Here is a 21,930-nt window from a genome sequence, read left to right as displayed (position 1 = left end):
TTGCGGCTTAAACTACCAGTTAAGAAGGTGACAAAACATGAAGACTATATTGGTAGATAACGAGCCTCTAACGCTTAAGCTTCTGGAAGAGGAGCTGGGCAAAATTGGAGGCATCGATATTGTGGGAATCTTTTCTAATCCTGAGCTGGCGTTCCAGCATATTTTAGCTGATCCTCCGATCGCTTTATTTTTAGATATCGATACGCAGGAGCTTGGCGGAATACAGCTTGCTGAGCAAGTGCTGCAGCAATTTCCGGAAGTTATGCTTATTTTCCTAACTGAGCAAGAGAAATATGCGGTGAAAGCATTTGAGCTTAGCGCTCATGACTATATTATAAAGCCGTTCAACCATGAGCGGTTGTGCATAACGGTTGAACGGCTATTAAAGCGGGCCCGAATTGCTCCTCCTGCTGCACAACTAGTATCTGGCCCAGCTAAAATGATCCATTGCTTTCGATCACTGCGTATTGGGCCGAAGGGCGATGAGAGCGCAACGCTCAAATGGAAAACCTTGAAGGCGCAGGAGCTTTTCGCCTATTTGCTGGAGCATCGCGGGAAGCTGAACCGCAAAGAAGATTTGCTTGATCAGCTGTGGCCGGAAATCGAATGGCGGAAAGGTACCTCCCAGCTGTATACGGCGATTTATCAAATTCGGCGAATTATGCACAAAGAGGGTGTTGACATTCGGATCGTTAACCGTGATGAGGGCTACACGCTGGATTTGAATGGCGTGCTTCTGGATACGGAGGAGTGGGAGCGGAAAATCAAGAGAATCCCTCCGCTAACAGAAGAAACATTAGAGCAGCATCAGCAGATGCTGGAAATGTACCCAGGCGACTATTTGCTGGAATATGCGTATGAATGGGCCGAAACGGAGCGTCGTCGGCTTCGCACCTTATGGCTGCGTCATGCCCAGCGCATTGCCCAGCATTATGATTCGATTGGCAATGAGGCAAAGGCAGTCCAGCAATATTTGCTCATTCAAAAACAGCTGCCCTCCGAGGAGCAGATTTATTTTGAACTGATGCGTTTGTATGACCGGATGAATGAACGGTTTGCTGTACAGCGGCAGTACGACCAGCTCATACAAATGCTAAGGCAGGAGTTTGATGCCGAGCCGCTGACGCTGGTGCAGCAATGGTACGATCAATGGCAATACAAGCATAGCCAGCGTTTGTCCGCGCAATAAGCGAGATACAATGGCATAGCTGCTTTAGTCTATGCGAGCATTTTTGCAACATTTATTATAATGGGTTAAATTTACTGAAAATTTAAATATTTACCAACTGAAAAGAGGGAAAGAAATGGGGCATCTCCATGGCACCTATGATAGCTCACTAATTATTTTCTCCTACATTATTGCAGTACTTGCGTCTTTTGCAGCTTTGGATCTAGCCGAGAAGGTCGGTATTTCCTATGGCCGCAAACGCTGGATCGGCATTACGCTGGGCGCCGTTATTTTGGGAATGGGCATTTGGTCGATGCATTTTGTCGGCATGATGGCCTTCTCCCTGCCGGTCGTAGTAGCCTATGACCTGATCGTTGTACTGCTGTCGCTTCTCGCCGTCATCGTGGCCGCATTCGCTGCGCTCTATGTCATTGGAAGGGATGAATTGAAAACCGGCAGGCTGCTGGCAGGAGGATTGCTGCTGGCAACCGGTGTGTCGGTTATGCATTATGTAGGCATGGAGGCTATGCTGATTCAGATCCATTATGATCCGCTGCTGTTTTCACTTTCTATTTTTATTGCCTTTGCCGCATCTGTTGCTGCTTTATGGCTCGTATTTTATTTTCGCAAGACCAGCAAGCAGGTTATGTTTTGGAAAAAGCTAGGCGCAGGCATGATTATGGGAGCGGCTATCGCAGGCATGCATTATACAGGAATGATAGCGGCGACATTCAGCTCGAAAACTAAAACGGCGATCTTTTTTGAAATGGTACTGGAAAATAAGCTGCTTGCTTACGTCATTACAGCTGGAACGCTAATTACATGCTTGATGTCGCTGCTGGTCCTATTTGTCTCCAAACGGCTGGAGAGCAAGGAAACGCAGCTGGACGAGCATGAGAAGTGGTACAAGTCGTTGTTCGACAACAATTTAGATGGCATTATTACCGTTAATATTCAAGGCCAGATTATAGGCTTTAATCCAATCGCATTGGAAATTACAGGCTTAAAAAGCGAGCAGCTGCTCCATCAGCCTATAAATCTGTTTTTGCCATATATTGTGCCAGACCAGCTGGATCATACAGTAGCGATGTTTACGAAAGCTTTTCAAGGTGAAGCCCAGCGGTATACATCTGCCATATTGCGAAATGGTGAGGAGCGCGTTGATATTAGCGTTGTAAGCGCTCCGGTTGTTGTGGGCGGTGCTGTTGTAGGTATTTACGTCATAGCTAAAGATATTTCAGAGGAGAAGCAGGCCGAGGAAAAGGTGAAGTATCTCGCCTTTCACGATGAGCTGACGGGCCTGCCGAACCGCAGGATGTTCAATCAAGTGCTGGAAGAAGAAATTGAGAAAACAAAACCGGCAGAGGAGGAAACGGGCGAAGACGACCCTGTTTTTGCCATCATGGTGCTGGATATCGACCGGTTCAAAATGATTAACGACTCGCTAGGCCATTCTTATGGCGACCTGTTCCTTCAAGAAATGGGCAACCGAATCCTCAGAAGTGTAGACGGCTATAATGTGCTGCTTGCTCGAATGGGCGGTGATGAATTTACCCTGCTGGTGCCTCATTCAGATGCAGGCATTGTGACGGAAATTGCCGAGAAAATTATTCATGCCATCCAGCTTCCTTATCGTCTCAAGGAAAGCGACTTTTATGTTTCGGCCAGCATCGGCATTGCTTTATATCCGCAGCATGGGATGGATACGAGCCAATTGCTTAAAAATGCAGATACGGCAATGTACGAGGTGAAGAAAAAAGGGAAAAATGGTTTTCAGTATTATTCGGCTGAGCTCAATGACAAGCTGATCAATAAAATTGAGCTCGAAGGCGACTTGCGAAAAGCGGTGGAGCAGGGTGAGCTTGAGCTTTACTACCAGCCCCAAATTAGAGCCGAGGATGAGCAAATGATTGGAATTGAGGCGCTTGTCCGCTGGAACCATCCAACGAAAGGCGTACTGTCGCCAGGCATTTTTATTCCGATTGCGGAGGAAACGGGCATTATTTATGAGCTTGGAACTTGGGTGCTCCGGGAAGCCTGCCGTCAAATGCGAAAATGGCATTTAGCGGGCGGACCGCTCATTCCTGTTTCAGTCAATTTATCCTCGCAGCAATTTCATCAGCCGTATTTGGCCGATTACGTGAAGGATATTTTGCGGGAGACGGGGCTAGAGCCGCATTTTTTAGAGCTGGAAATTACCGAAAGCATGATGATGGACGCATCGGTATCGACACCTATTTTGAACCAGCTCAATGAATTTGGCGTTCGGATTAGTCTCGATGATTTTGGAACGGGCTACAGCTCGCTTAGCTATTTGAAGATGTTCCCGATTCACAAGGTGAAAATCGATCGTTCCTTTATTCGCGATATTACGGAAAATGACAACGATAAGGCCATTGTATCCACCATTATTTCCATGGCCCAGCATTTAAATATGGAGGTTATTGCCGAGGGCATTGAAACGAAAGCCCAACTGGACATTTTAACTGATAAAGACTGTGAGAAGATACAAGGCTATTATTTCAGCCGTCCTTTGTCCGCTATTGATGTAGAAGAGGGATTTTTCATACCTAGTCGCCAAGAGAAAACAGCATTTCATTCCTGATTCAGCAGACAGCGGAGGTGGTAAGGTGGACTATTGGAAGAAATCTTTGCCAAATATGTATAAGCAGTTTCCTGAGCCGATTATAACAATAGGAGAAAACGGCTTCATTCTTCATATGAATGAGGCTGCTAAAAAATATCAGCGGGAGGCTATCCGCGATTTGCTTCCGGGAGCCAGATTGTCAAAGCTGAGACGAATAACGGAGGAGGAGGGCACAAGGCTTGAGCAATTTTTGAGCCGGCCAGATGGCACCTGTTCCGAGCGCCATTTTTTATATTTTGACGATTTAGATGGGGAAGTTATCAGTTGGGAGCTGTATAAGCTCCCTTATGATGCCAGCAGCCGCAGCTTAGGCAGCCATCTTCTCATTCGGGATCGTTCGGAATCGGTTAGGCAGCAGAAGGAAAGTGAAGCTATTAGGGCGCGTTACAACGAGCTGCTGGGCTTGTACATAGATCCTATTGTCATTCATCAGGACTCCAAAATTGTGTTTATTAACGATGTGGCTGAGCAAACGATTGGCGGGACCAGCGAACAGTTGATTGGCCAGGATGTTTTTCGCTTTATTCATCCGAGTGATTGGGATATCGTAGCCGAGCGCGTGAAAATGATGCATCAGACGAAGCAGCGCTCCAATATAGAGGAAATTAGGCTGATCAGCTTTCGCAATGAGGTTTTTGAGGTTGAGACGATGAGTAAAATGATTGACCATAACGGCCGTCCAGCGGTTTTGACGATCATTCGAGATAATAGCGCCCGTAAAAAAGCGGAGCGCGAAATGATTCACCAGACTTTTCATGATTCTTTAAGCGGTCTGCCGAACCGTCTCCAGTTCAATCAGCAGCTGTCGAAAATGATTGAGCGCAGTAGTGCAGGTCTTAACGATGGGAGCAAGCAGGTTTCCCGTTTTGCCGTCATGGTGCTCGATCTTGACCGTTTCAAAAATATTAACGATTCACTTGGACATGCCTACGGGGATGTGTTCCTGAAGGAGATGGGCAGTCGTATTCAATCTTGTGTTAGAGAAAGTGAAACATTAGTAGCCCGTATGGGAGGAGATGAATTTACGTTATTAATTAATCGCTTTCAGGATGAGCAGCAGCTTGGGCTGCTGGCAGGAAGGATTACGGCTGCCATTCAGCAGCCCTACCGCCTGAAGGACACCGATTTTTATACGACGGTCAGCATTGGAATTGCCGTCTATCCGGACAATGGACAGGATACGGTACAATTGCTTAAAAATGCCGACACCGCGATGTATGAAGTGAAGCGCAACGGTAAAAACGGATATCAGTTTTATTCGTATGAATTTAATGAGCAGCTGCAGCTTAGGCTGGAGCTGGAAAGCGAGCTGCGCAAGGCGATGGAGCGCGAGGAATTTAGATTGTACTACCAGCCGCAAATCAGCTCCGCCGACAATCGGATGATTGGCGTTGAAGCGCTGATCAGGTGGGAGCATCCTACCAAAGGCATTATATCGCCTGGTATATTTATTCCGGTGGCTGAAGAAAGCGACTTGATTTACAGTATTGGCGAGTGGACGATGCGCGAGGCTTGCAGGCAAATGAAAAAGTGGCATGATGAGGGTGTTTTTTTCGCATCGGTATCCGTCAATTTATCGGCAAGACAGTTTCTTCAGCCGAATCTGGTTCAGCAAATTCATGTCATTTTAGAAGAGACGGGGCTTGATCCGAGCTTTCTAGTGCTGGAAATTACCGAGAGCATGATGATGGACGCCTCGCATTCCATTGGGATATTAAATGAATTAAATAGCACCGGCGTTAAGATCAGTCTCGATGATTTCGGGACGGGCTACAGCTCGCTCAGCTACTTAAAGCATTATCCAATATATAAGCTGAAAATAGACCGTTCCTTCATCATCGATATTACAACGGATGAGAGCGATCAAGCGATTGTCGCCACGATTATTTCCATGGCCAAGCATTTAAAGATGGAGGTCATAGCGGAAGGCATTGAAACGAAGGAACAGCTCGATTTTCTGACCAGTCATGACTGCAAGGAAATTCAAGGCTACTATTATTGCCGTCCGCTGCCGGCCCAAGTGCTGGAGGAAAAGTATTTAATGATTCAAGCGGAAAATGATGGCATATGGGGCGATTTGAAGCATTGAGATAGCCGTGTGATATGGAAAGCTGTTACTCCAAATGAAGATTCGCTTTGGCTTCACGTATAGGAAAGGATATGAATGTTCTCATCCTTTCTCTATATTTCTACGCGAAACGTTAGATTGTTTGACGCAGTTTTGGCAGACGCACGATTGGTTGCGCTGTTCAGGCGGTATTTGTTCAAGCAGGCTTTGCGGAACGCGCTCCCGGAAGCACCAGCAGGAGTGGGGCACCAGCCCTGCTTCTATGGCGCAGCCGTTTGGCCCGCCGCATAATGGACATTTTTTCATGGAGGAAAGCCCCTTTCTTCTAAGGGTCAAAAAAAATTAATAAAATGCTTGATAATAATAATCATTATTGGTAAAATACATAAAGAAAGAAGGGACCGCAACATCCCTTCCATCAGATCAGTTATTTAATTTCGAAAGTTCGGCAATCTGTTTCGCTCGCTTCGTGCGCCATATCTGCGCTATTGCTGACGATATAGATTGATGAAGCGCTGCATTTGTTGTCATCTACCCAATGACGGCAAGAGTCGACTTCGCACAATACGTCTTTAGCCATTACTATCACCTCCCATGGTTAGTAGTCGGTGCACAAATATAAAGCTTATTGACCTCTTATTGGCGTAAGGGGTTATTTGTGCTTTGTAGATAGTTACCCGTCCATCTTACCAAATGAAACCATCATTTACAACCTGTCCAATCAAGCAGCAGGCATGTTCTATCAGGTGCTATACGGCTTGCCCTCTATATAATAAGCATTCTCTCTATAGGTCCGAAATGCGATCTCTGCTTCCCCCGACTCAAGCTTCTCCATATAACGGTGTACAATAGCGGCAAAGCGGTCCCGAACCTCCTGTCCGCGCTCAAACCAGCCAATTTCAATAAAAGGGAATGAACGATCATGGGCAAGCCCCCCGTAAATAGAAGTGGTTGCAAGGCACTCTATTGTGAAATTGTCTACTCCGCAATCACAGAGGACGGCGAGCTCTTGAACGAGCTCAGGAGCGAGGCTGCGCAAGCCAGGGGCAGGCACACCGCGAAATAATAAATGAGGCATATGATAAGTTCTCCTTTCAGTTATAAAAGCTTAAGCTTTTCATTCTGCTGCACCTTATTTACCAGCCTACAAGCTTATCAGTTAAAAGTGCGTAACTTGCAGTCTACTATAAAGCAAGTTATCTTTATCTTAACAGAAATTTCTATTTAGCAGGGTTCATTGCACGGAAAGGATGTAAGATGATGAAAACAATAACGATGGCTGAAGTCGTTGCGGGGCAGCGAAAATGGTTTGAAAGCGGCAAGACACGCTCGGTTGCTGCGCGTATTCAGAAGCTGGAAAAGCTGCGCGAGGTGATGCAAAAGCATGAGCAGAAGCTGCTGGCAGCTTTAAAGGCGGATTTAAATAAATCAGAGTTTGATGCGTATGCGATGGAGCTTGGCCTCATTTATACGGAATTTAGGCATACCATTAAGCATATAAGGGGCTGGGCGAAGCCGAGGCGCATCAAAACAGCGATGACGCATATGGGCAGCACCAGCAAAGTTATTTCTGAGCCCTATGGCGTAACAGCTGTTATTGCACCGTGGAACTATCCGGTCCAGCTTGCGCTTGTTCCACTAATTGGAGCAATTGCAGCCGGTAATACCGTCGTTTTGAAGCCATCAGAGCTTGCACCGAATGTAGCAGGCACATTGGCGGCGATCATAGCGGAAGCCTTTGAGCCGGAGTGGGCAACGACGGTATTGGGTGATGCAGCGGTAAGCACGGAGCTGCTGGCTGAGAAGCTCGATTATATCTTTTTTACCGGGAGCGTTGGCGTAGGCAAAATCGTAATGACGGCAGCAGCTCAGCATTTGACGCCGGTTACGCTGGAGCTCGGGGGAAAGAGTCCCTGTATCGTGCATAAGGATGCGAATTTGGCACTCGCAGCGAAGCGAATTGCATTTGGCAAGTTTACAAACGCTGGACAAACCTGCGTTGCACCGGATTATTTATACGTTCACCGTGAGGTGAAGGAGCGCTTCGTCAAGCTGCTGAAGGCTGCGATTGAAGAGCTGTACGGCAGCGAGCCGCTCCATAATGACAGCTACACGCATATTATTAGCGATCGGCACTTTGCAAGGCTTGCCAACTTTATGAATGACGGACGCATTATCATTGGCGGGGAGAAGGATGCTGGGCGCCGGGTCATTGCACCAACGGTGCTGGAGGGCTTGGACTGGCAGGCGCCAGTTATGCAGGAGGAGATTTTTGGCCCGCTGCTTCCGCTCCTTGAGTTTGATTCGATTGAGGAGGTCATGTCGGCTGTTGCCGCTCGTTCGCACCCGCTTGCGCTGTATTTGTTTACGGAAAGTACAGCTATTCAGCAGCAGGTTACAAGGGGATTGTCCTTTGGAGGCGGCTGCATTAACGATACATTAATGCATATGGCGTCGCCGCATTTGCCTATTGGCGGAGTAGGGGATAGCGGCATGGGCAGCTATCATGGGGAGAAGACCTTTTACACCTTCTCTCACCAGAAAAGCTTGCTTAAGCAAACAACGCGCTTTGACATGCCATTCCGTTATCCGACGTCCAAGTGGGGCAAGAAGCTGATTCGCAAGCTGCTCCGATAATTGCAATCGTAAAACCTCCTGAATTTTAGGAGGTTTTTTTAATGCAAAGAAGACTTTACTGCTTAGGCATCTGCTATATGAAATTAATGGAAAACGAGGTAGAATATATGGGCGAACGATAGGACGGAATAGAGAATAGAAAGGAATGTAGCTCTTGAAGAAGCTAGGGCAGTTGAATACGCTGCGCAATCAGATATTAATTGGATTTATGCTTGTTATGGTTATTGTGCTGGCATCGGTCGGCTACTTTACGTATGGCCAGGTATCCGTGCTCTTGCGAAACAGCGCGGAGAAGCATATTCAACAGACTGCCGTTCAAGCTATGGGGAAGCTTGACGTGCTTCTGGGACAAATCGATACGCTTACCGCGCAGGTGGCTACGAATGCGTCTATCCAGCGATTATTGACGCTGGAAATCGCTGGAAAGCCGATCCGCTTTGAGGAGCGTCAGTCGCTGCAGCAGGAAGCCCGAAAATATGAAGCGTATGTCACGGGAATCCGAGCACTTGAAATGTACAGCAGCGATTATAGAAGGCTGTTTCCGCTAGATGATATTAGTCTGGAAAGCCGGGTGCCGAAGGAGTGGATTGAACAAGCAGATAGCGGCAAAGGACGCTTGGTTTGGCTTGGCTTTGACCCACAGGATCCAAACGTTGTCATTGCTATTCGCCATATTCGTTTAGTGGACCGTTCTTTCATCCATGCTGGGTATTTAGTCGTTCATATTGAAAAAAGCTATTTTGAGCTCACAGCTGCCGTAAGGGAAAATGAGAATGAAACGCGGGAGCATATGGCTCTATTTGATGGGGCGGGCCAAGAAATTTTTTCTGATTTAGCTATGGATGCAGGTGAGGGGAATATTCTTAATCATGGCGGAGCAGCGATTACGGTGGGCAATGAATCGTATATAGCGATTGAGCAGCAATCGAAGGAAACGGGGTGGAAGCTGGCCATATTGACCCCTGTAAATTATGCAACGGCAGGTATTTCAGTTCTACGGACGGCTATTCTTGTATCTGGTGCGGTCGGGGGCTTGTTGTTTCTGGTCTTGAGCTTTATTTTGTCAACGATGATTACTCGGCCGATATTAAACTTGATTAAAGCGATGCGTGGTGCCAGATTGGGCACGTTGAAAGCGAACCCGAATACCGCCTCAACCATGGAGATTAATGAGCTCAACAATACATATAACCAAATGGTCGATTCCTTAAATGAACTAATTGAGGTGGTCTACCAGAAGGAAATTATACAGAGTAGAACTGAACTGAAAGCACTGCAAGCCCAAATTAATCCTCACTTTCTGTTTAACACATTGGAAGCGTTTTATTGGGAGCTTGATGATAAAGGGGAAGAGGACCTTGCGCAAATTGTAGTCGCCATGTCAGGCTTGTTCCGTTATGTGATCAACCGAACGGAGGATGATGAGTGGGTTACGATAGGTGATGAATTGGATCATGCAGAGCGTTATTTAAGAATCATGGAGATGCGGATGGTGGACAGGCTGTCGTGGCGAATAGAGGCTGCAGAGGCGTGCAGGACTGTACCCGTGCCCAAACTATTAATTCAACCGCTCGTAGAGAACGCTATCCTGCATGGAGTTGAGCAGCGACTCGGGCCGGGGACGGTTGTTCTTCGTGCCGAGCCTTCAAGCCGGGAAGGTTTTACGCGAGTGATTATAACGGACGATGGACCGGGCATGGATGCAGCCGCAGTAGAGTCTCTCCAAGCATTCATGAAAGAAGGTTATGCGAGCAGCTTCAAAGGTACAGGTGTTGGCGTGTCAAATGTGGAGCGTAGATTGAGGCTTTATTATCATGCAGCTGGAAGCGGGCTGGACATTGCGAGCGAGCCTGGTCGCGGAACTTCCGTTACGTTTGAAATACCTAATAAATTGGAAGGGAATGGAATAGATGAAGACCATCTTAATCGTAGATGATGAACCTAGAACAAGGCAGGGAATTCGCAAAACGCTGGAAGCTTGGTCCTGCGGCCGGCATCGAATCGAAATGGCATCCAGCGGAGTGGAGGCTTTAGCTTGGTTGCAGCAAAATGAAGCTCATCTGCTCGTGACCGATATTAGAATGCCGGAGGTGGGAGGCCTGGAGCTGGTGGAACGATTAAGCGCGATGACTCTTCCCCCTGTGGTTATTGTTATTTCCGGGCATCCTGAATTCGATTATGCTCAGAAAGCACTTCAGCTTGGGGTCGTCTCTTATTTGCTAAAGCCATTGGTTAAAGAAAAATTAGTGCAAGCAGTCGAGCTCGCTTTGAAAAGGGAAGAAGAAATAAGCCGGATGGTGAGAATGGAGAAGCTTTTTGACCCCAAATTACTGGGGACGGTGCAAGAGGAGAAGCGATACAGTATTCAGGTGCGTGAAGCGCTCCGCCATATCGATGATCATCTGAGCGAACAGGTTTCTATGCGTGCAGTTGCAGATTATTTGCATATGAATGCCAGCTACTTCAGCGTTCTGTTTAAAGAGCAGACAGGTCTCACCTTCAGCGACTATTTGAGTCGCAGACGAGTGCAGCGGGCCAAGGAGCTGCTGGTCAATACGAGAGACTCGATTGCGGAAATTTCAGAGCAGGTGGGCTACCAAACAGCAAAATATTTTGTCAAAGTGTTTCGTTCCATAGAGGGCACTAGTCCAAGGCAGTATCGTCAAAACGTCTCTCATTCTGAAAAAATGATCCAATAATTATGGTATTACTCCCAATGCTTATGTCCTTACGACTTGCTAAAAGTGTTGCTACAATCTAATTAAAGCGGTATTAATACGCTTACATTAGAATTAAAGGGGATGTAAACGTGTTCAAGAAAAAAGGATTGATGCTCTTATTGGCGTTTTGTCTGGTTCTGGTAGCAGCTGGTTGCGGCACAAGCAGTAATGAAAGCAGCAGTGGCAGTAAGGAGACAGCAGGCGAGAGCGGTGAGCAGGTTACGATTAACTTTATGCATTTATGGCCGGAGGGTGTGTCAGCAGGCCAAAACAAAATCGTAAATCAAATCATAAAAGCCTATCAGGATGAGCATACGAATGTGACGATCAAGCAAGAAGTGCTGGATAACGAGCAATATAAAAACAAGCTGAAGGTGCTTTCGGCATCCAATAAACTGCCGGATGTCGGTGTAACGTGGGCGGCCGGGTTCTTGCAGCCGTACGTGGAAGGAAAGCTCTTTACACCTGTAGACGACTTGCTTAGCGGCGAGCTGAACGGCAAGTTCGTATCCGGTACGACAGAGGCATATGCGATTGACGGTAAAACGTATGCGCTCCCACTTGAATTCAACATTGCTCCGGTTTACTATAATAAATCCTTATTCGAGAAATACAAGCTTGAAATCCCGCAAACCTACGAGGAATTAAAGGCTATTGCAAAAACACTGTCCGAAAATGGAATTGCGCCGGTTGCGCTTGGCAACAAGGACCGTTGGACGGGTTCTCTCTGGTATATGTACCTAGCTGATCGAATCGCTGGGCAGCAGACATTATCCGGAGCGATAAACGGCGAAGGAGCCTTTACAGACGAAGGATTGCTGCAAGCAGCGACTGAAGTACAGACACTGGTAGACAGCAATGCGTTCGTGAAGGGTTTCAACGGTTTGTCCAATGAGGAAGCAAAGTCGGAGTTTCTGAATGGCAAAGCTGCCATGTATATGATGGGCACATGGGAGCTGCCAAACTTTACGACAAATGAAGATATCCCGAAAGAATTCCGCGACAGTGTTGGTTTCTTTAAATTCCCGAAAGTTGAGGGCGGAAAAGGCGACATTAACAGCTGGGTAGGCGGTCCGGGTGTCGGTCTATTCGTATCCGAAAATTCTGCGGTAAAAGCGGAAGCGAAAGCATTCGTCGAATACTTTGTAACCCAGTGGGGAGAGCAAGCGGTAACTGGGGCGGGCGTTATTCCTGCGACTAAAGTGGATACATCCAGCATGGAGCTGCCGCAGCTTTACATTGATTTATTTAATGAAATGAATCAAGCAAGCAGCATTACCTTATTTGCAGATGTTCAAATGCAGGCGAGTGCAGCCGAAACTCATCTGAATATGATTCAAGCTCTGTTTGGAAAGGCAGTGACGCCTGAGAAATTCTCGGAAGAGCATGATAAAGCCATTTCCGAAGGGAAATAATCTCCCTTAAGATTGATCGGTGGAAGACATAGCTGCGGGCAAGTCCCGAATATGTCTTCCGCTCATTCATCATGAAGGAAAGGAGTCGGCCCAATTGGACAAAGTGCTTTCGAACAAAAAAATAATTGCTTTATACGTGCTGCCGTCTCTGTTATTAGTATTAGCTATTGTATACATTCCGATTGTTTTAACCGCTTATTACGGTTTGAATGAATGGAATGGCATTGGTGCGATGACCTTCGTTGGGTTGGATAATTACCTTGCTTTGTTCAAGGATACAACTTTCTGGAACAGCGCATGGCATTCTCTGCTGCTTGCCGTTTTCTCGGGAATGAGCCTTCTGCTCTACCTTATTGTAGCAATGGTTTTAGCCGCGCGAATCAAAGGAGCTCAATTATTTCGCAAAATCTATCTCATCCCTATGCTTCTATCATCGGTAGCGATTGCGCAGCTTTGGCTCAAAATCTATCATCCAACTAACGGCGTGCTGAACAGCATCCTGGAATCACTTGGGTTTGCCAACCCTCCCGCATGGCTAGCTGAGTCATCGCTCGTATTGTTTGCTTTATTTATTCCGATTTTGTGGCAGTATGCGGGTTTTTATATTTTGATTTATTATGCGGCTCTGAAAAATATCCCGACATCTCTTGAGGAAGCGGCCAGGATTGACGGAGCGAATGCCCTGCAAATTGCTTGGAAGATTAAGCTGCCGCTTGTGATGGAAGTGATTAAAGTAACGATTGTACTGGCTGTTGTGGGCTCTTTGAAATATTTTGATTTGATCTTTGTTATGACAGACGGCGGTCCCAATGGGGCGAGCGAAGTTATGGCCTCTTACATGTATCATGAAGCATTTCGAGCCTACGATTTTGGATATGGCAGCGCAATCGGCTTTTTTCTGTTGGTCATTTGTCTGGCTGTCACTTGGGTCATACGCAAATTAACGGCCTCAAAGGATACGATTCAATACTCGTAAGGAGGAAGACTTCATGGTTACTGGGAATATAAGAATTCGGAGTGAGCTGTCGGAAGCAAAACCGGGGATCGGCATCAGGCTGGGGTATAGCGTTTTATATGCCGTTTTAATTGTGGTTGCGGCGCTGCAGCTATTTCCTCTTGTCTGGCTGTTGTTTTTCTCTCTTAAAAACAATCAGGAAGTATTTAATCTCCCGCCTTTGTCACTGCCGATGAATCCTCGATGGGAAAACTACGAGAAGGTTTGGAGCGCCGGGAACATTGATGTTTATTTTTTTAACAGCGTCTGGATCACCGTTTCAGCTACGTTAATAACTGTGCTGCTGGGCAGTTTAGTCACTTATGCCGTCACAAGAATGAGATGGAAGGGCAGCTCGCTTGTACTGGGCTTATTCATGGTGGCCATGATGATTCCGGTTCATTCCACGCTAATCCCGCTGTTCAGCCTGTTTAATAAAGTGGGGCTAACGGATCATCCCCTGTCTCTGATTTTATCTTATGTTGCTTTCAACATGCCGATTACAATCATGATTCTGCTCGGGTTCTACTATGCGCTGCCGCGCGAGGTGGAGGAAGCCGCTATAATTGACGGCTGCTCGGTAAATCGGATGTTCGTCCAGATCGTACTCCCGATGACAAGCTCCGTGCTTGCTACAACGGCGATCATCAACATGATTTACAACTGGAATGAATTTATTTTTGTTAACACGTTTATTAGCTCTGATTCTTATAAAACATTGACTGTCGGCGTGCAAAATTTTATCGGTCAGTACACGACGGATTGGGGGGCAATCGGAGCCACGCTCATGATTAGCATTCTTCCGATTTTGATTACGTTTCTATTCCTCAGCAACCGTATTGTTGAAGGGATTGCGGCGGGTTCGGTTAAAGGGTAAACGATTAAATCATTTTAAGACCTAATTTTAATGTAGGTCTTTTTTTGTTTTTTTTATATTGTAAAAGGGGATGTAATATTTTTTTGTTCATCTCCATTTTGTCCATTGCTTTAAAAATAAGGCTGCGATAAACTGGAAAGGCTGATAATTATAATCATTATCAGTATTGGAATGTTTTCCAATAAGGCTTACCATTATGACAGAAGAGGAATGATGACATGCTTCGCCGTTTTTTTGACTATTACCGACCTTATAAAGGGTTGTTCATACTGGACTTCTCCTGCGCGGTGTTTGCAGCTTTGCTGGAGCTGGTGTTCCCGCTTGCCTTGAACCGGGTCGTGGATGATTTGCTGCCTTCGGGCAATTGGAAATGGATTTTATGGTCCTGTGTGGGCCTGATTGGCATTTATGTAGTAAGTGCGTTCCTCCACTATGTGGTGACGTATTGGGGGCATAAGCTCGGCATTCAAATAGAGTCGGATATGCGCAGCAAGCTGTTCAACCATATTCAGAAGCTATCGTTCCGTTTCTTCGACAACAATAAGACGGGGCATCTTGTATCGCGGATGACGAATGACCTGATGGATATTGGGGAAATTGCCCACCACGGGCCGGAGGACATGTTTATTGCCATTATGACGCTGCTGGGCGCATTCGGGCTCATGCTGACCATCAACTGGCAGCTGGCGGTGCTGACGTTTATTATTATTCCGCTGATGGTCTACTTGTCGCTGTATTTCAGCCGCAAGATGTCCAAGGCGTTCCATCGGATGTTTTCCGATATTGCCGACTATAATGCCCGCGTTGAAAATACAGTTAGCGGCATTCGCGTCGTTCAAGCGTTCTCCAACGAGAAGCATGAAGTGGATCAATTTGAAGTGAACAATGGCCGTTTTCTGCAAACGAAGCTGGTCGCTTACCGTGTTATGGCTTGGAACTCATCGATCAGCTACATACTGATGAAATTTGTTTCCTTGTTTGTACTCGCTTGCGGTACTTGGTTCGTGATTCAAGGCCAAATGACGTTCGGTGAATTTATGGCATTTGTCCTGCTTTCCAATGTATTTCTCGGTCCAATTGAAAAAATCAACTCGGTTATTGAGACGTATCCGAAGGGAATTGCCGGCTTTAAGCGTTATTTGGAGCTGCTCGAAACCGAGCCGGATATTGAGGATGCGCCGGATGCCAAGGTGATTAGCCGCTTGGAGGGAGAAATTACGTTCCGCGATGTATCCTTTGGTTATGAGGAAGGCAAAACGATTTTGAATCATATTGATTTAACCGTGAAAACAGGAGAGACGGTAGCTCTTGTTGGACCATCGGGAGCCGGCAAAACCACGATATGCAGCCTGCTGCCGCGCTTCTATGAGGTTACAGGCGGGGCGATTGAAATTGATGGCCTCGACATTCGGAAAATTAAGCTGGATTCACTGCGCGGCCAAATCGGTATCGTGCAGCAGGATGTGTTCTTGTTTGATGGCACCATTCGCGAAAATATTGCTTACGGCAAGCTGAATGCTACCGAGGAAGAAATTTGGGAGGCGGCTCGCAGAGCACAGCTGGAAGAGCTTATTCTTTCGCAGGGCCAAGGAATGGACACGCTTATCGGCGAACGCGGCGTTAAATTGTCAGGCGGACAGAAGCAGCGCCTTTCTATTGCCCGCATGTTCCTGAAAAATCCGCCGATCCTTATTCTTGATGAAGCGACCTCGGCGCTTGATACGGCCACGGAAGCAGCTATTCAGCAGGCGCTGGCTGAGCTGTCCAAAGGGCGCACGACGCTCGTCATTGCGCATCGTCTTGCGACGATCAAGAATGCAGACCGCATCGTTGTCGTTACGGAGGAAGGCATTAAAGAGCAGGGCAGCCATGATGAGCTGCTGGCCATTAAAGGCGTATATAACCGCCTGCATAAAGCGCAGTTCGGCGCTTAGCAGAGGCTGCTGGACACTAACTAGAGATTAACAACGTAATTAGATGGCAAAAAAATGGCTCAGCATGAGGGAATTAATCTCATGCTGAGCTATTTTGTATTTCATATTAAGCTTGGGGAGCCGAAGCATGCGATTGTTGCAGAGCCTAAGAGCGCTTGGGCTGCGCCCTCCTTTTTTTGAGGGACTGAGGTTCCGCTATTTTGGCTACTGTGAAGAGTTCAGGCCGTAAGCGGACAGGAAATCCGCTATGGATCTCGTTTTCTCCACAAAATGGAAATAGGCAGTGCATTAGCGGCTCCTGAGTCCGCAGCTTGTGCCACAACCCATGATTCTATTGAAATAGCTGCTGCTGTGTCCACCAAGTGTATCTATGTGACGCAGCATTGATTTTTTTTATGCCAAAATAGAAAAGCTCTATTGGCTTTTATTCGGCAAACGATGGTAAACTCGTTTCAATCATTATTAAATACGACAAAACCACTAGGAATAATAAAATTAAGAGTGAACAGCCAACAGGAGGGAACAATCATGACAACAACTAAAAAGAGACAATTGAAGCTAGGCGCTATTTTGCACGGAGTAGGCGGGAATATTGCTGGATGGAGACATCCGGATGCACAGCCTGACGCAAGTGTTAATATTGAATTTTACAAGCAGCAGGCGCAGAAGGCGGAAGCGGGCAAGCTTGATTTTGTATTCATTGCTGATGGCTTATATATTAATGAAAAATCCATTCCCCATTTTTTAAACCGCTTTGAGCCATTGACGATTTTATCTGCGCTTGGTGCGGTTACATCGAAGATTGGCCTGGTCGGTACGCTCTCTACTTCCTATAGCGAGCCTTTCACTGTAGCGAGACAATTTAGCTCGCTTGATCATATTAGCGGCGGCCGTGCAGGCTGGAACATCGTAACATCGCCGCTTGAAGGCTCGGCGAAAAACTTCGGCAAGACGGACCATCCCGACCATCCGACACGTTACCGGATTGCAAATGAATATTTGGAAGTGACGCGGGGGCTGTGGGATTCGTGGGAGGATGACGCTTTTGTCCGCGATAAAGAAAGCGGCCAGTTTTTTGACCCGGAAAAGCTGCACACCTTGAACCATAAAGGCGAGTTTTTCTCGGTGCAGGGACCGCTGAATATTTCCAGATCCAAGCAGGGGCATCCGGTTATTTTTCAAGCGGGCTCGTCGGAGGATGGCAAAAACTTCGCTTCTAAAGTAGCGGATGCGGTATTTGCCCATTTTGAATCCATCGAGCAGGGCAAGCAATTTTATGATGATGTGAAAGGCCGTGCTGCTGCGCATGGACGCTCTTCGGAGGATGTCGCGATTTTGCCAGGCATTGCGCCAATCATTGGGGCGACGGATGAAGAAGCAGAACGCAAATATCAGGAGCTGGCGCAGCTTGTAAATATTGAGAAGGCGCTCGATTATTTGGGACGTTATTTTGACCACCATGACTTTTCACAATATCCGCTTGATGAGCCGTTTCCGGAGCTGGGCGAAATTGGACTTAACAGCTTCCGCAGCACGACGGACCGTATTAAACGGCAGGCGAAGGAAGGCGGCTTGACGCTTCGCCAGGTGGCGCTTCAAGAAACGACGCCAAGGCCGACGTTCATCGGCACGCCAGAGAAAGTAGCGGATCAAATTCAGCAATGGTTTGAGCAGGGAGCGGTAGACGGCTTTATTGTCGGATCCTCTATCCCAACGGGACTGTCGGAGTTTGTTGATCAGGTTGTGCCGATTTTGCAGGAGCGCGGATTGTTCCGTGAGGAATATGAGCATGACACGCTGCGCGGACATCTCGGCGTACCTGTGCCGGAAAACCGTTATGCCAAAACCAAGGTGACGACCGTATAGGAAGGGTGAGGGACATGAGCAAAGCATACAGCAAACCAGCCATTTGGATGAAAATGACCAGCCTCGCCCTAGCGGTTACCCTTGTACTGGCAGGATGCAGCGGAGGTGGGGGCAAGAGCAGCGCGAATACGGGCGGGAACAGCTCTGGTGCCGCCCCTGCGTCTTCGGCAGAGCAGAGCAGCGCACCTGCTCAAGGCGGCGAACTAAGCTATGCGCTCGCCACCTCTCCCGATCAGCTTGATCCGCATCGCAGCGGCCTTGCCGTTGCAGTCAGGGTCATCCGTACGCTCTACGACACACTGGTCGTCCAGCTTCCGGGCGGAGAAATTAAGCCTTGGCTGGCAACGGAATGGTCGATTTCGGAGGATGGAAAATCGTATACGTTCAAGCTTCGCCAGGACGTTAAGTTTCAGGATGGCACACCCTTCAACGCTGAAGCGGTAAAATATAGCTTCGACCGAATCATTGACCCAGAGACCAAAGCTGCGAATGCTTTAGCGCTTGTTAGGCCTTATGAATCGTCGGAGGTCATTGATGAGTTTACGGTCAAATTGAACCTATCCGAGCCGTCGCAGGCGTTCTTGGGCAATGTAAGCCAAGCGCTGCTCAGCATTGTGTCGCCGACGGCGGCGAAGAAGGATGGGGATCAATTCACTAAGCATCCTGTCGGAACAGGGCCATTCAAGTTTGTAAAATGGGATGAAAATTCGGAAATCGTCGTGGAGAAAAACCCCGATTACAACTGGGCGCCGGAAACGGTCAGCCAGCAGGGCGCACCGAATTTGGATAAAATCATTTTCAAAATTGTGCCTGAGGAGGCTACGCGGATCGGCAGCGTCCAAAGCGGGCAGGTGCTTGCCGCTGAGACGGTGCCGCCACAAAATATTCTCTCCTTGAAAAACGATGCGAACAGCCAGCTATACCAAGCCAATACCGTTGGCCTGCCGTATACGCTGTTTATCAATCATAGCAAGGCACCATGGAATGAGCTGAAGGCTCGGCAGGCGCTGCAGCTTGGCATCAATGTCGAGGCAATCGTCAAAACGCTGTATCTCGGAACGTATGAGCAGGCGTGGTCGCCGCTTTCACCAGGCATTTTTGGCTATGACGCTTCGCTTGAAGGCGGCGTAAAGCCGGATATCGAGAAAGCAAAGCAGCTGCTTGACGAGCTGGGCTGGAAAGCAGGAGCAGATGGCATCAGGGAGAAGGACGGCAAGAAGCTGACGCTTCATTATGTCGATGGCTCGCCGAACCGCGAGAAGCGCAATGATATTGCGGCAATCGTGCAGCAGCAGCTTAAGCCGCTGGGCATTCAGGTAGATGTGGAAATTACGAAGGATGTCGCGACCGTCGTTTATGCGAACAATAACTATGATCTGTACGGCAATAGCCAGGTAAACTCTGATCCTAACGCGCTTTATTCTATCTATCACACAACAGCGCCGGGGGCACGCCAAAACCTGCCGAATTTAGCCGATCCGGAGCTGGATAAGCTGCTTGAGGATGGCGCAATAGAGCAGGACCAGACGAAGCGTGAAGCGATCTATAAGGAAGCACAGCAGCTCATCATTAAAAAGGCCGTCATTATTCCGATTTATGTATTCCCTTATACAGTAGCTGCCTCGAAAAAAGTGCAAGGATTAGCTTTTGACTCGCTGGGCTATCCGATCTTTAATGATGTGTATATAACCGAGTAAGCATATCGTAATTTAAGTATAAAAGCTGGGAAGGAGCGGAGATGCAGTATGTTAAAAGCGGTAAGCGTTCGGCTTTATACGTCCTTGCTGGTGCTGGTCGGCACGATGGTGCTCGTCTTTTGTATCGTCAATGTGCTGCCCGGCGACCCTGCGCTCCTTATTCTTGATCCGTCTTCCGCCACACCGGAGATGATTGCTAATTTGCGGGAGCAGCTTGGGCTGAACCAGCCGTTCTATGAGCGGTTCGGTGAATATTTTCTGCATGTGCTGCAGGGCGACTTTGGCAAATCGATCGTTAATTCGGAGCCGGTATTGCCGAAGATCGTTGAGCATTTTCCCGCCACGCTCGCTTTGACGGCGTTAAGCTCGCTCATTGCCGTCGTTATCGGCGTCACCCTAGGCGTACTGTCGGCGATTCACCGCAATCGCTGGATTGACATCGTCGCGCGAATGGTTGGTTTGTTCGGCATTTCGATGCCGACATTTTGGTCGGGCATTTTGCTGATTCTTATTTTCTCGGTACAGCTGGGCTGGTTTCCGGCAATGGGCTCGGATGGCATCAGCACGCTGGTGCTGCCCGCCATTACGCTCGGCTTCGTTGGCTCAGGCTTTATCGTGCGGATGGTTCGCAATAGCATGCTTGAGGTCATTAATGAGCCATTTATCGTTACACTTCGGGCAAAGGGTTTGCCGGGGCGGTTCATCATGTATAAGCATGCGCTGCGAAATGCACTGATTCCCGCATTGACGATGGTCGGCGTTATTATTGGCGATTTGATGGCGGGGACGGTGGTCATTGAGACGGTATTCTCGCGCCAAGGCATTGGACGAATTATTGCCGATGCGATTATGGCGAAGGATTTGCCGGTCGTGCAGGGCGTTATTTTTTTCTCGGCGATCGTGTACATTGTTGTGAATTTGCTTGTGGACATTTCCTATACGTTGATTGATCCGCGCGTAAGGCGTACCGGGTAGCGTAGGCAGAAAGGGGCAAAAGATTCAAATGAAGCAAGCCGTCATTGGCAAACAGATATGGCAAGGAAGCAGGGCAGAAGGGGCTGCGAAATCCCGCAAAAAAATAAAGCTGGCGCCTACGGATCTCCTGATTTATGCCGCAGCGGTTATCGTGTTGTTTATTATCAGCTGTGCTTTATTTCCGAGCTTGATTGCTCCCTATTCGCCTACGCTGATGGATACGGATCAAATTATGCAGCCGCCGAGTCTTCAGCATGTGTTCGGAACCGATTATTTTGGACGTGACGTATTTACCGTTGTCGTGCATGGCAGCCGGGATTCCTTGCTGATCGGTTTTATATCGGTGCTTGTCGGCTGTGTGACGGGCGGAGCGATTGGAGCGATAGCGGGATACATTGGCGGTGTGGTAGATGCTGTATTTATGCGGCTGATTGACGTGCTGATGACGATTCCGGGCGTGCTGCTCGCTCTTGCGATTGCAGCGGCGCTTGGGCCAAGCCTGATGAATGTCGTGCTTGCTGTAGCGGCGGCATCGATACCTGGGTACGCGCGGGTAATGCGCGGGCAAATCATGAGCATTAAAGGAAGGCCCTTTATTACTGCATCGCGCTCTATTGGCACATCCAGCCTATCGATCTTTGTACGGCATGTGCTGCCGAATTCTTTATCCCCAATGTTTGTCATGGCGGCAATCGGCATTGGCACGGCGATTTTGACCGGAGCAGGCCTTAACTTTCTAGGGCTTGGCACGATAAAAGAAATTCCGGACTGGGGAGCGCTGCTCTCTCAGGGCCGAGGCTATTTGACCGTAGCCTGGTGGATCTGCACCTTTCCGGGCCTTGCCATCACGCTGTTTGTTCTCTCCATCAACATATTGGGTGACAAGGTTCGCGATCAATTAGATCCGAAGCAAAGCAGAGCATAAGACAGCA

At 47.9% G+C, this 21,930-nt stretch carries 17 protein-coding genes; 14 read left to right on the top strand and 3 right to left on the bottom strand.

Features of this window, described 5'->3' with window-relative positions:
• Nucleotides 1–37: 37 nt before the first annotated feature.
• The 3 genes from ACSR9A_RS26045 (at nucleotide 38) to ACSR9A_RS26035 (ending at nucleotide 5,904) form a co-directional block, all read left to right on the top strand.
• A complete protein-coding gene (locus ACSR9A_RS26045; protein ID WP_473760775.1) occupies nucleotides 38–1,189 on the top strand; it encodes a response regulator in 1,152 nt (383 codons plus the stop codon).
• Between the two features lie 115 nt (nucleotides 1,190–1,304).
• The gene (locus ACSR9A_RS26040) at nucleotides 1,305–3,773 is read left to right on the top strand and encodes a putative bifunctional diguanylate cyclase/phosphodiesterase (RefSeq protein WP_473760772.1); all 2,469 of its coding nucleotides are present in this window, start codon (nucleotides 1,305–1,307) and stop codon (nucleotides 3,771–3,773) included.
• Between the two features lie 25 nt (nucleotides 3,774–3,798).
• On the top strand, nucleotides 3,799–5,904 hold the full coding sequence (locus ACSR9A_RS26035; RefSeq protein WP_473760770.1) for a putative bifunctional diguanylate cyclase/phosphodiesterase: 2,106 nt from the start codon (nucleotides 3,799–3,801) through the stop codon (nucleotides 5,902–5,904).
• 81 nt (nucleotides 5,905–5,985) lie between these two features.
• On the opposite strand, the gene ACSR9A_RS26030 is transcribed toward ACSR9A_RS26035, so the two are convergent.
• From ACSR9A_RS26030 to ACSR9A_RS26020, 3 genes are all read right to left on the bottom strand, one after another.
• Nucleotides 5,986–6,189 carry a cysteine-rich CWC family protein gene (locus ACSR9A_RS26030; protein WP_473760769.1) on the bottom strand — a complete coding sequence of 68 codons (204 nt, stop codon included), beginning with the start codon at nucleotides 6,187–6,189 and terminating at the stop codon, nucleotides 5,986–5,988.
• Nucleotides 6,190–6,310: 121 nt separating this feature from the next.
• Entirely contained in the window at nucleotides 6,311–6,463 is a 153-nt protein-coding gene (locus tag ACSR9A_RS26025) for a DUF1540 domain-containing protein (RefSeq protein WP_341279028.1), read from the bottom strand.
• Between the two features lie 162 nt (nucleotides 6,464–6,625).
• Nucleotides 6,626–6,961, bottom strand: coding sequence for a DUF1904 family protein (locus ACSR9A_RS26020; protein ID WP_473760767.1), 336 nt, complete (start codon nucleotides 6,959–6,961; stop codon nucleotides 6,626–6,628).
• A 179-nt stretch (nucleotides 6,962–7,140) separates the two neighbouring features.
• Here ACSR9A_RS26020 and ACSR9A_RS26015 point away from each other — a divergent pair, with 179 nt between their 5' ends.
• The 11 genes from ACSR9A_RS26015 (at nucleotide 7,141) to ACSR9A_RS25965 (ending at nucleotide 21,923) form a co-directional block, all read left to right on the top strand.
• The gene (locus ACSR9A_RS26015; RefSeq protein WP_473760766.1) at nucleotides 7,141–8,520 is read left to right on the top strand and encodes an aldehyde dehydrogenase; all 1,380 of its coding nucleotides are present in this window, start codon (nucleotides 7,141–7,143) and stop codon (nucleotides 8,518–8,520) included.
• A 154-nt stretch (nucleotides 8,521–8,674) separates the two neighbouring features.
• The gene (locus tag ACSR9A_RS26010; protein ID WP_473760764.1) at nucleotides 8,675–10,456 is read left to right on the top strand and encodes a cache domain-containing sensor histidine kinase; all 1,782 of its coding nucleotides are present in this window, start codon (nucleotides 8,675–8,677) and stop codon (nucleotides 10,454–10,456) included.
• On the top strand, nucleotides 10,431–11,219 hold the full coding sequence (locus ACSR9A_RS26005; RefSeq protein ID WP_473760763.1) for a response regulator transcription factor: 789 nt from the start codon (nucleotides 10,431–10,433) through the stop codon (nucleotides 11,217–11,219). The genes ACSR9A_RS26010 and ACSR9A_RS26005 overlap by 26 nt, the downstream gene beginning before the upstream one ends.
• 110 nt (nucleotides 11,220–11,329) lie before the next feature.
• Complete coding sequence (locus tag ACSR9A_RS26000; RefSeq protein ID WP_473760761.1) at nucleotides 11,330–12,655, top strand: ABC transporter substrate-binding protein; 1,326 nt, start codon at nucleotides 11,330–11,332, stop codon at nucleotides 12,653–12,655.
• Nucleotides 12,656–12,749: 94 nt separating this feature from the next.
• The gene (locus ACSR9A_RS25995) at nucleotides 12,750–13,631 is read left to right on the top strand and encodes a carbohydrate ABC transporter permease (RefSeq protein ID WP_473760759.1); all 882 of its coding nucleotides are present in this window, start codon (nucleotides 12,750–12,752) and stop codon (nucleotides 13,629–13,631) included.
• A 13-nt stretch (nucleotides 13,632–13,644) separates the two neighbouring features.
• Nucleotides 13,645–14,526, top strand: a complete 882-nt coding sequence (locus ACSR9A_RS25990; protein WP_341279021.1) for a carbohydrate ABC transporter permease — start codon at nucleotides 13,645–13,647, stop codon at nucleotides 14,524–14,526.
• Nucleotides 14,527–14,744: 218 nt separating this feature from the next.
• A complete protein-coding gene (locus tag ACSR9A_RS25985; protein ID WP_473760758.1) occupies nucleotides 14,745–16,460 on the top strand; it encodes an ABC transporter ATP-binding protein in 1,716 nt (571 codons plus the stop codon).
• Nucleotides 16,461–16,988: 528 nt separating this feature from the next.
• A complete protein-coding gene (locus ACSR9A_RS25980) occupies nucleotides 16,989–18,326 on the top strand; it encodes an LLM class flavin-dependent oxidoreductase (RefSeq protein ID WP_473760755.1) in 1,338 nt (445 codons plus the stop codon).
• Nucleotides 18,327–18,340: 14 nt separating this feature from the next.
• Nucleotides 18,341–20,023 carry an ABC transporter substrate-binding protein gene (locus tag ACSR9A_RS25975; RefSeq protein WP_473760752.1) on the top strand — a complete coding sequence of 561 codons (1,683 nt, stop codon included), beginning with the start codon at nucleotides 18,341–18,343 and terminating at the stop codon, nucleotides 20,021–20,023.
• 48 nt (nucleotides 20,024–20,071) lie between these two features.
• Nucleotides 20,072–20,998: an ABC transporter permease gene (locus tag ACSR9A_RS25970; RefSeq protein WP_473760749.1), complete on the top strand. Its 927-nt coding sequence runs from the start codon at nucleotides 20,072–20,074 to the stop codon at nucleotides 20,996–20,998.
• 28 nt (nucleotides 20,999–21,026) lie between these two features.
• Nucleotides 21,027–21,923, top strand: coding sequence for an ABC transporter permease (locus tag ACSR9A_RS25965; RefSeq protein ID WP_473760748.1), 897 nt, complete (start codon nucleotides 21,027–21,029; stop codon nucleotides 21,921–21,923).
• The last annotated feature ends 7 nt before the right edge of the window (nucleotides 21,924–21,930 follow it).

The organism is Paenibacillus sp. R-74696 (genome assembly GCF_055814915.1).
The sequence above is the reverse complement of the archived record's forward strand: the minus strand, read 5'-3'. Positions and strand labels throughout refer to the sequence as shown.

Excerpts from the sequence above, each read along its gene's own strand:
- ACSR9A_RS26045 (WP_473760775.1), top strand. The coding sequence starts at position 38 with ATGAAGACTATATTGGTAGATAACGAGCCTCTAACGCTTAAGCTTCTG.
- ACSR9A_RS26040 (WP_473760772.1), top strand. The coding sequence starts at position 1,305 with ATGGGGCATCTCCATGGCACCTATGATAGCTCACTAATTATTTTCTCC.
- ACSR9A_RS26030 (WP_473760769.1), bottom strand. The coding sequence starts at position 6,189 with ATGAAAAAATGTCCATTATGCGGCGGGCCAAACGGCTGCGCCATAGAA.
- ACSR9A_RS26025 (WP_341279028.1), bottom strand. The coding sequence starts at position 6,463 with ATGGCTAAAGACGTATTGTGCGAAGTCGACTCTTGCCGTCATTGGGTA.
- ACSR9A_RS26020 (WP_473760767.1), bottom strand. The coding sequence starts at position 6,961 with ATGCCTCATTTATTATTTCGCGGTGTGCCTGCCCCTGGCTTGCGCAGC.
- ACSR9A_RS26015 (WP_473760766.1), top strand. The coding sequence starts at position 7,141 with ATGATGAAAACAATAACGATGGCTGAAGTCGTTGCGGGGCAGCGAAAA.
- ACSR9A_RS26005 (WP_473760763.1), top strand. The coding sequence starts at position 10,431 with ATGAAGACCATCTTAATCGTAGATGATGAACCTAGAACAAGGCAGGGA.
- ACSR9A_RS25990 (WP_341279021.1), top strand. The coding sequence starts at position 13,645 with ATGGTTACTGGGAATATAAGAATTCGGAGTGAGCTGTCGGAAGCAAAA.
- ACSR9A_RS25985 (WP_473760758.1), top strand. The coding sequence starts at position 14,745 with ATGCTTCGCCGTTTTTTTGACTATTACCGACCTTATAAAGGGTTGTTC.
- ACSR9A_RS25980 (WP_473760755.1), top strand. The coding sequence starts at position 16,989 with ATGACAACAACTAAAAAGAGACAATTGAAGCTAGGCGCTATTTTGCAC.
- ACSR9A_RS25975 (WP_473760752.1), top strand. The coding sequence starts at position 18,341 with ATGAGCAAAGCATACAGCAAACCAGCCATTTGGATGAAAATGACCAGC.
- ACSR9A_RS25970 (WP_473760749.1), top strand. The coding sequence starts at position 20,072 with ATGTTAAAAGCGGTAAGCGTTCGGCTTTATACGTCCTTGCTGGTGCTG.
- ACSR9A_RS25965 (WP_473760748.1), top strand. The coding sequence starts at position 21,027 with ATGAAGCAAGCCGTCATTGGCAAACAGATATGGCAAGGAAGCAGGGCA.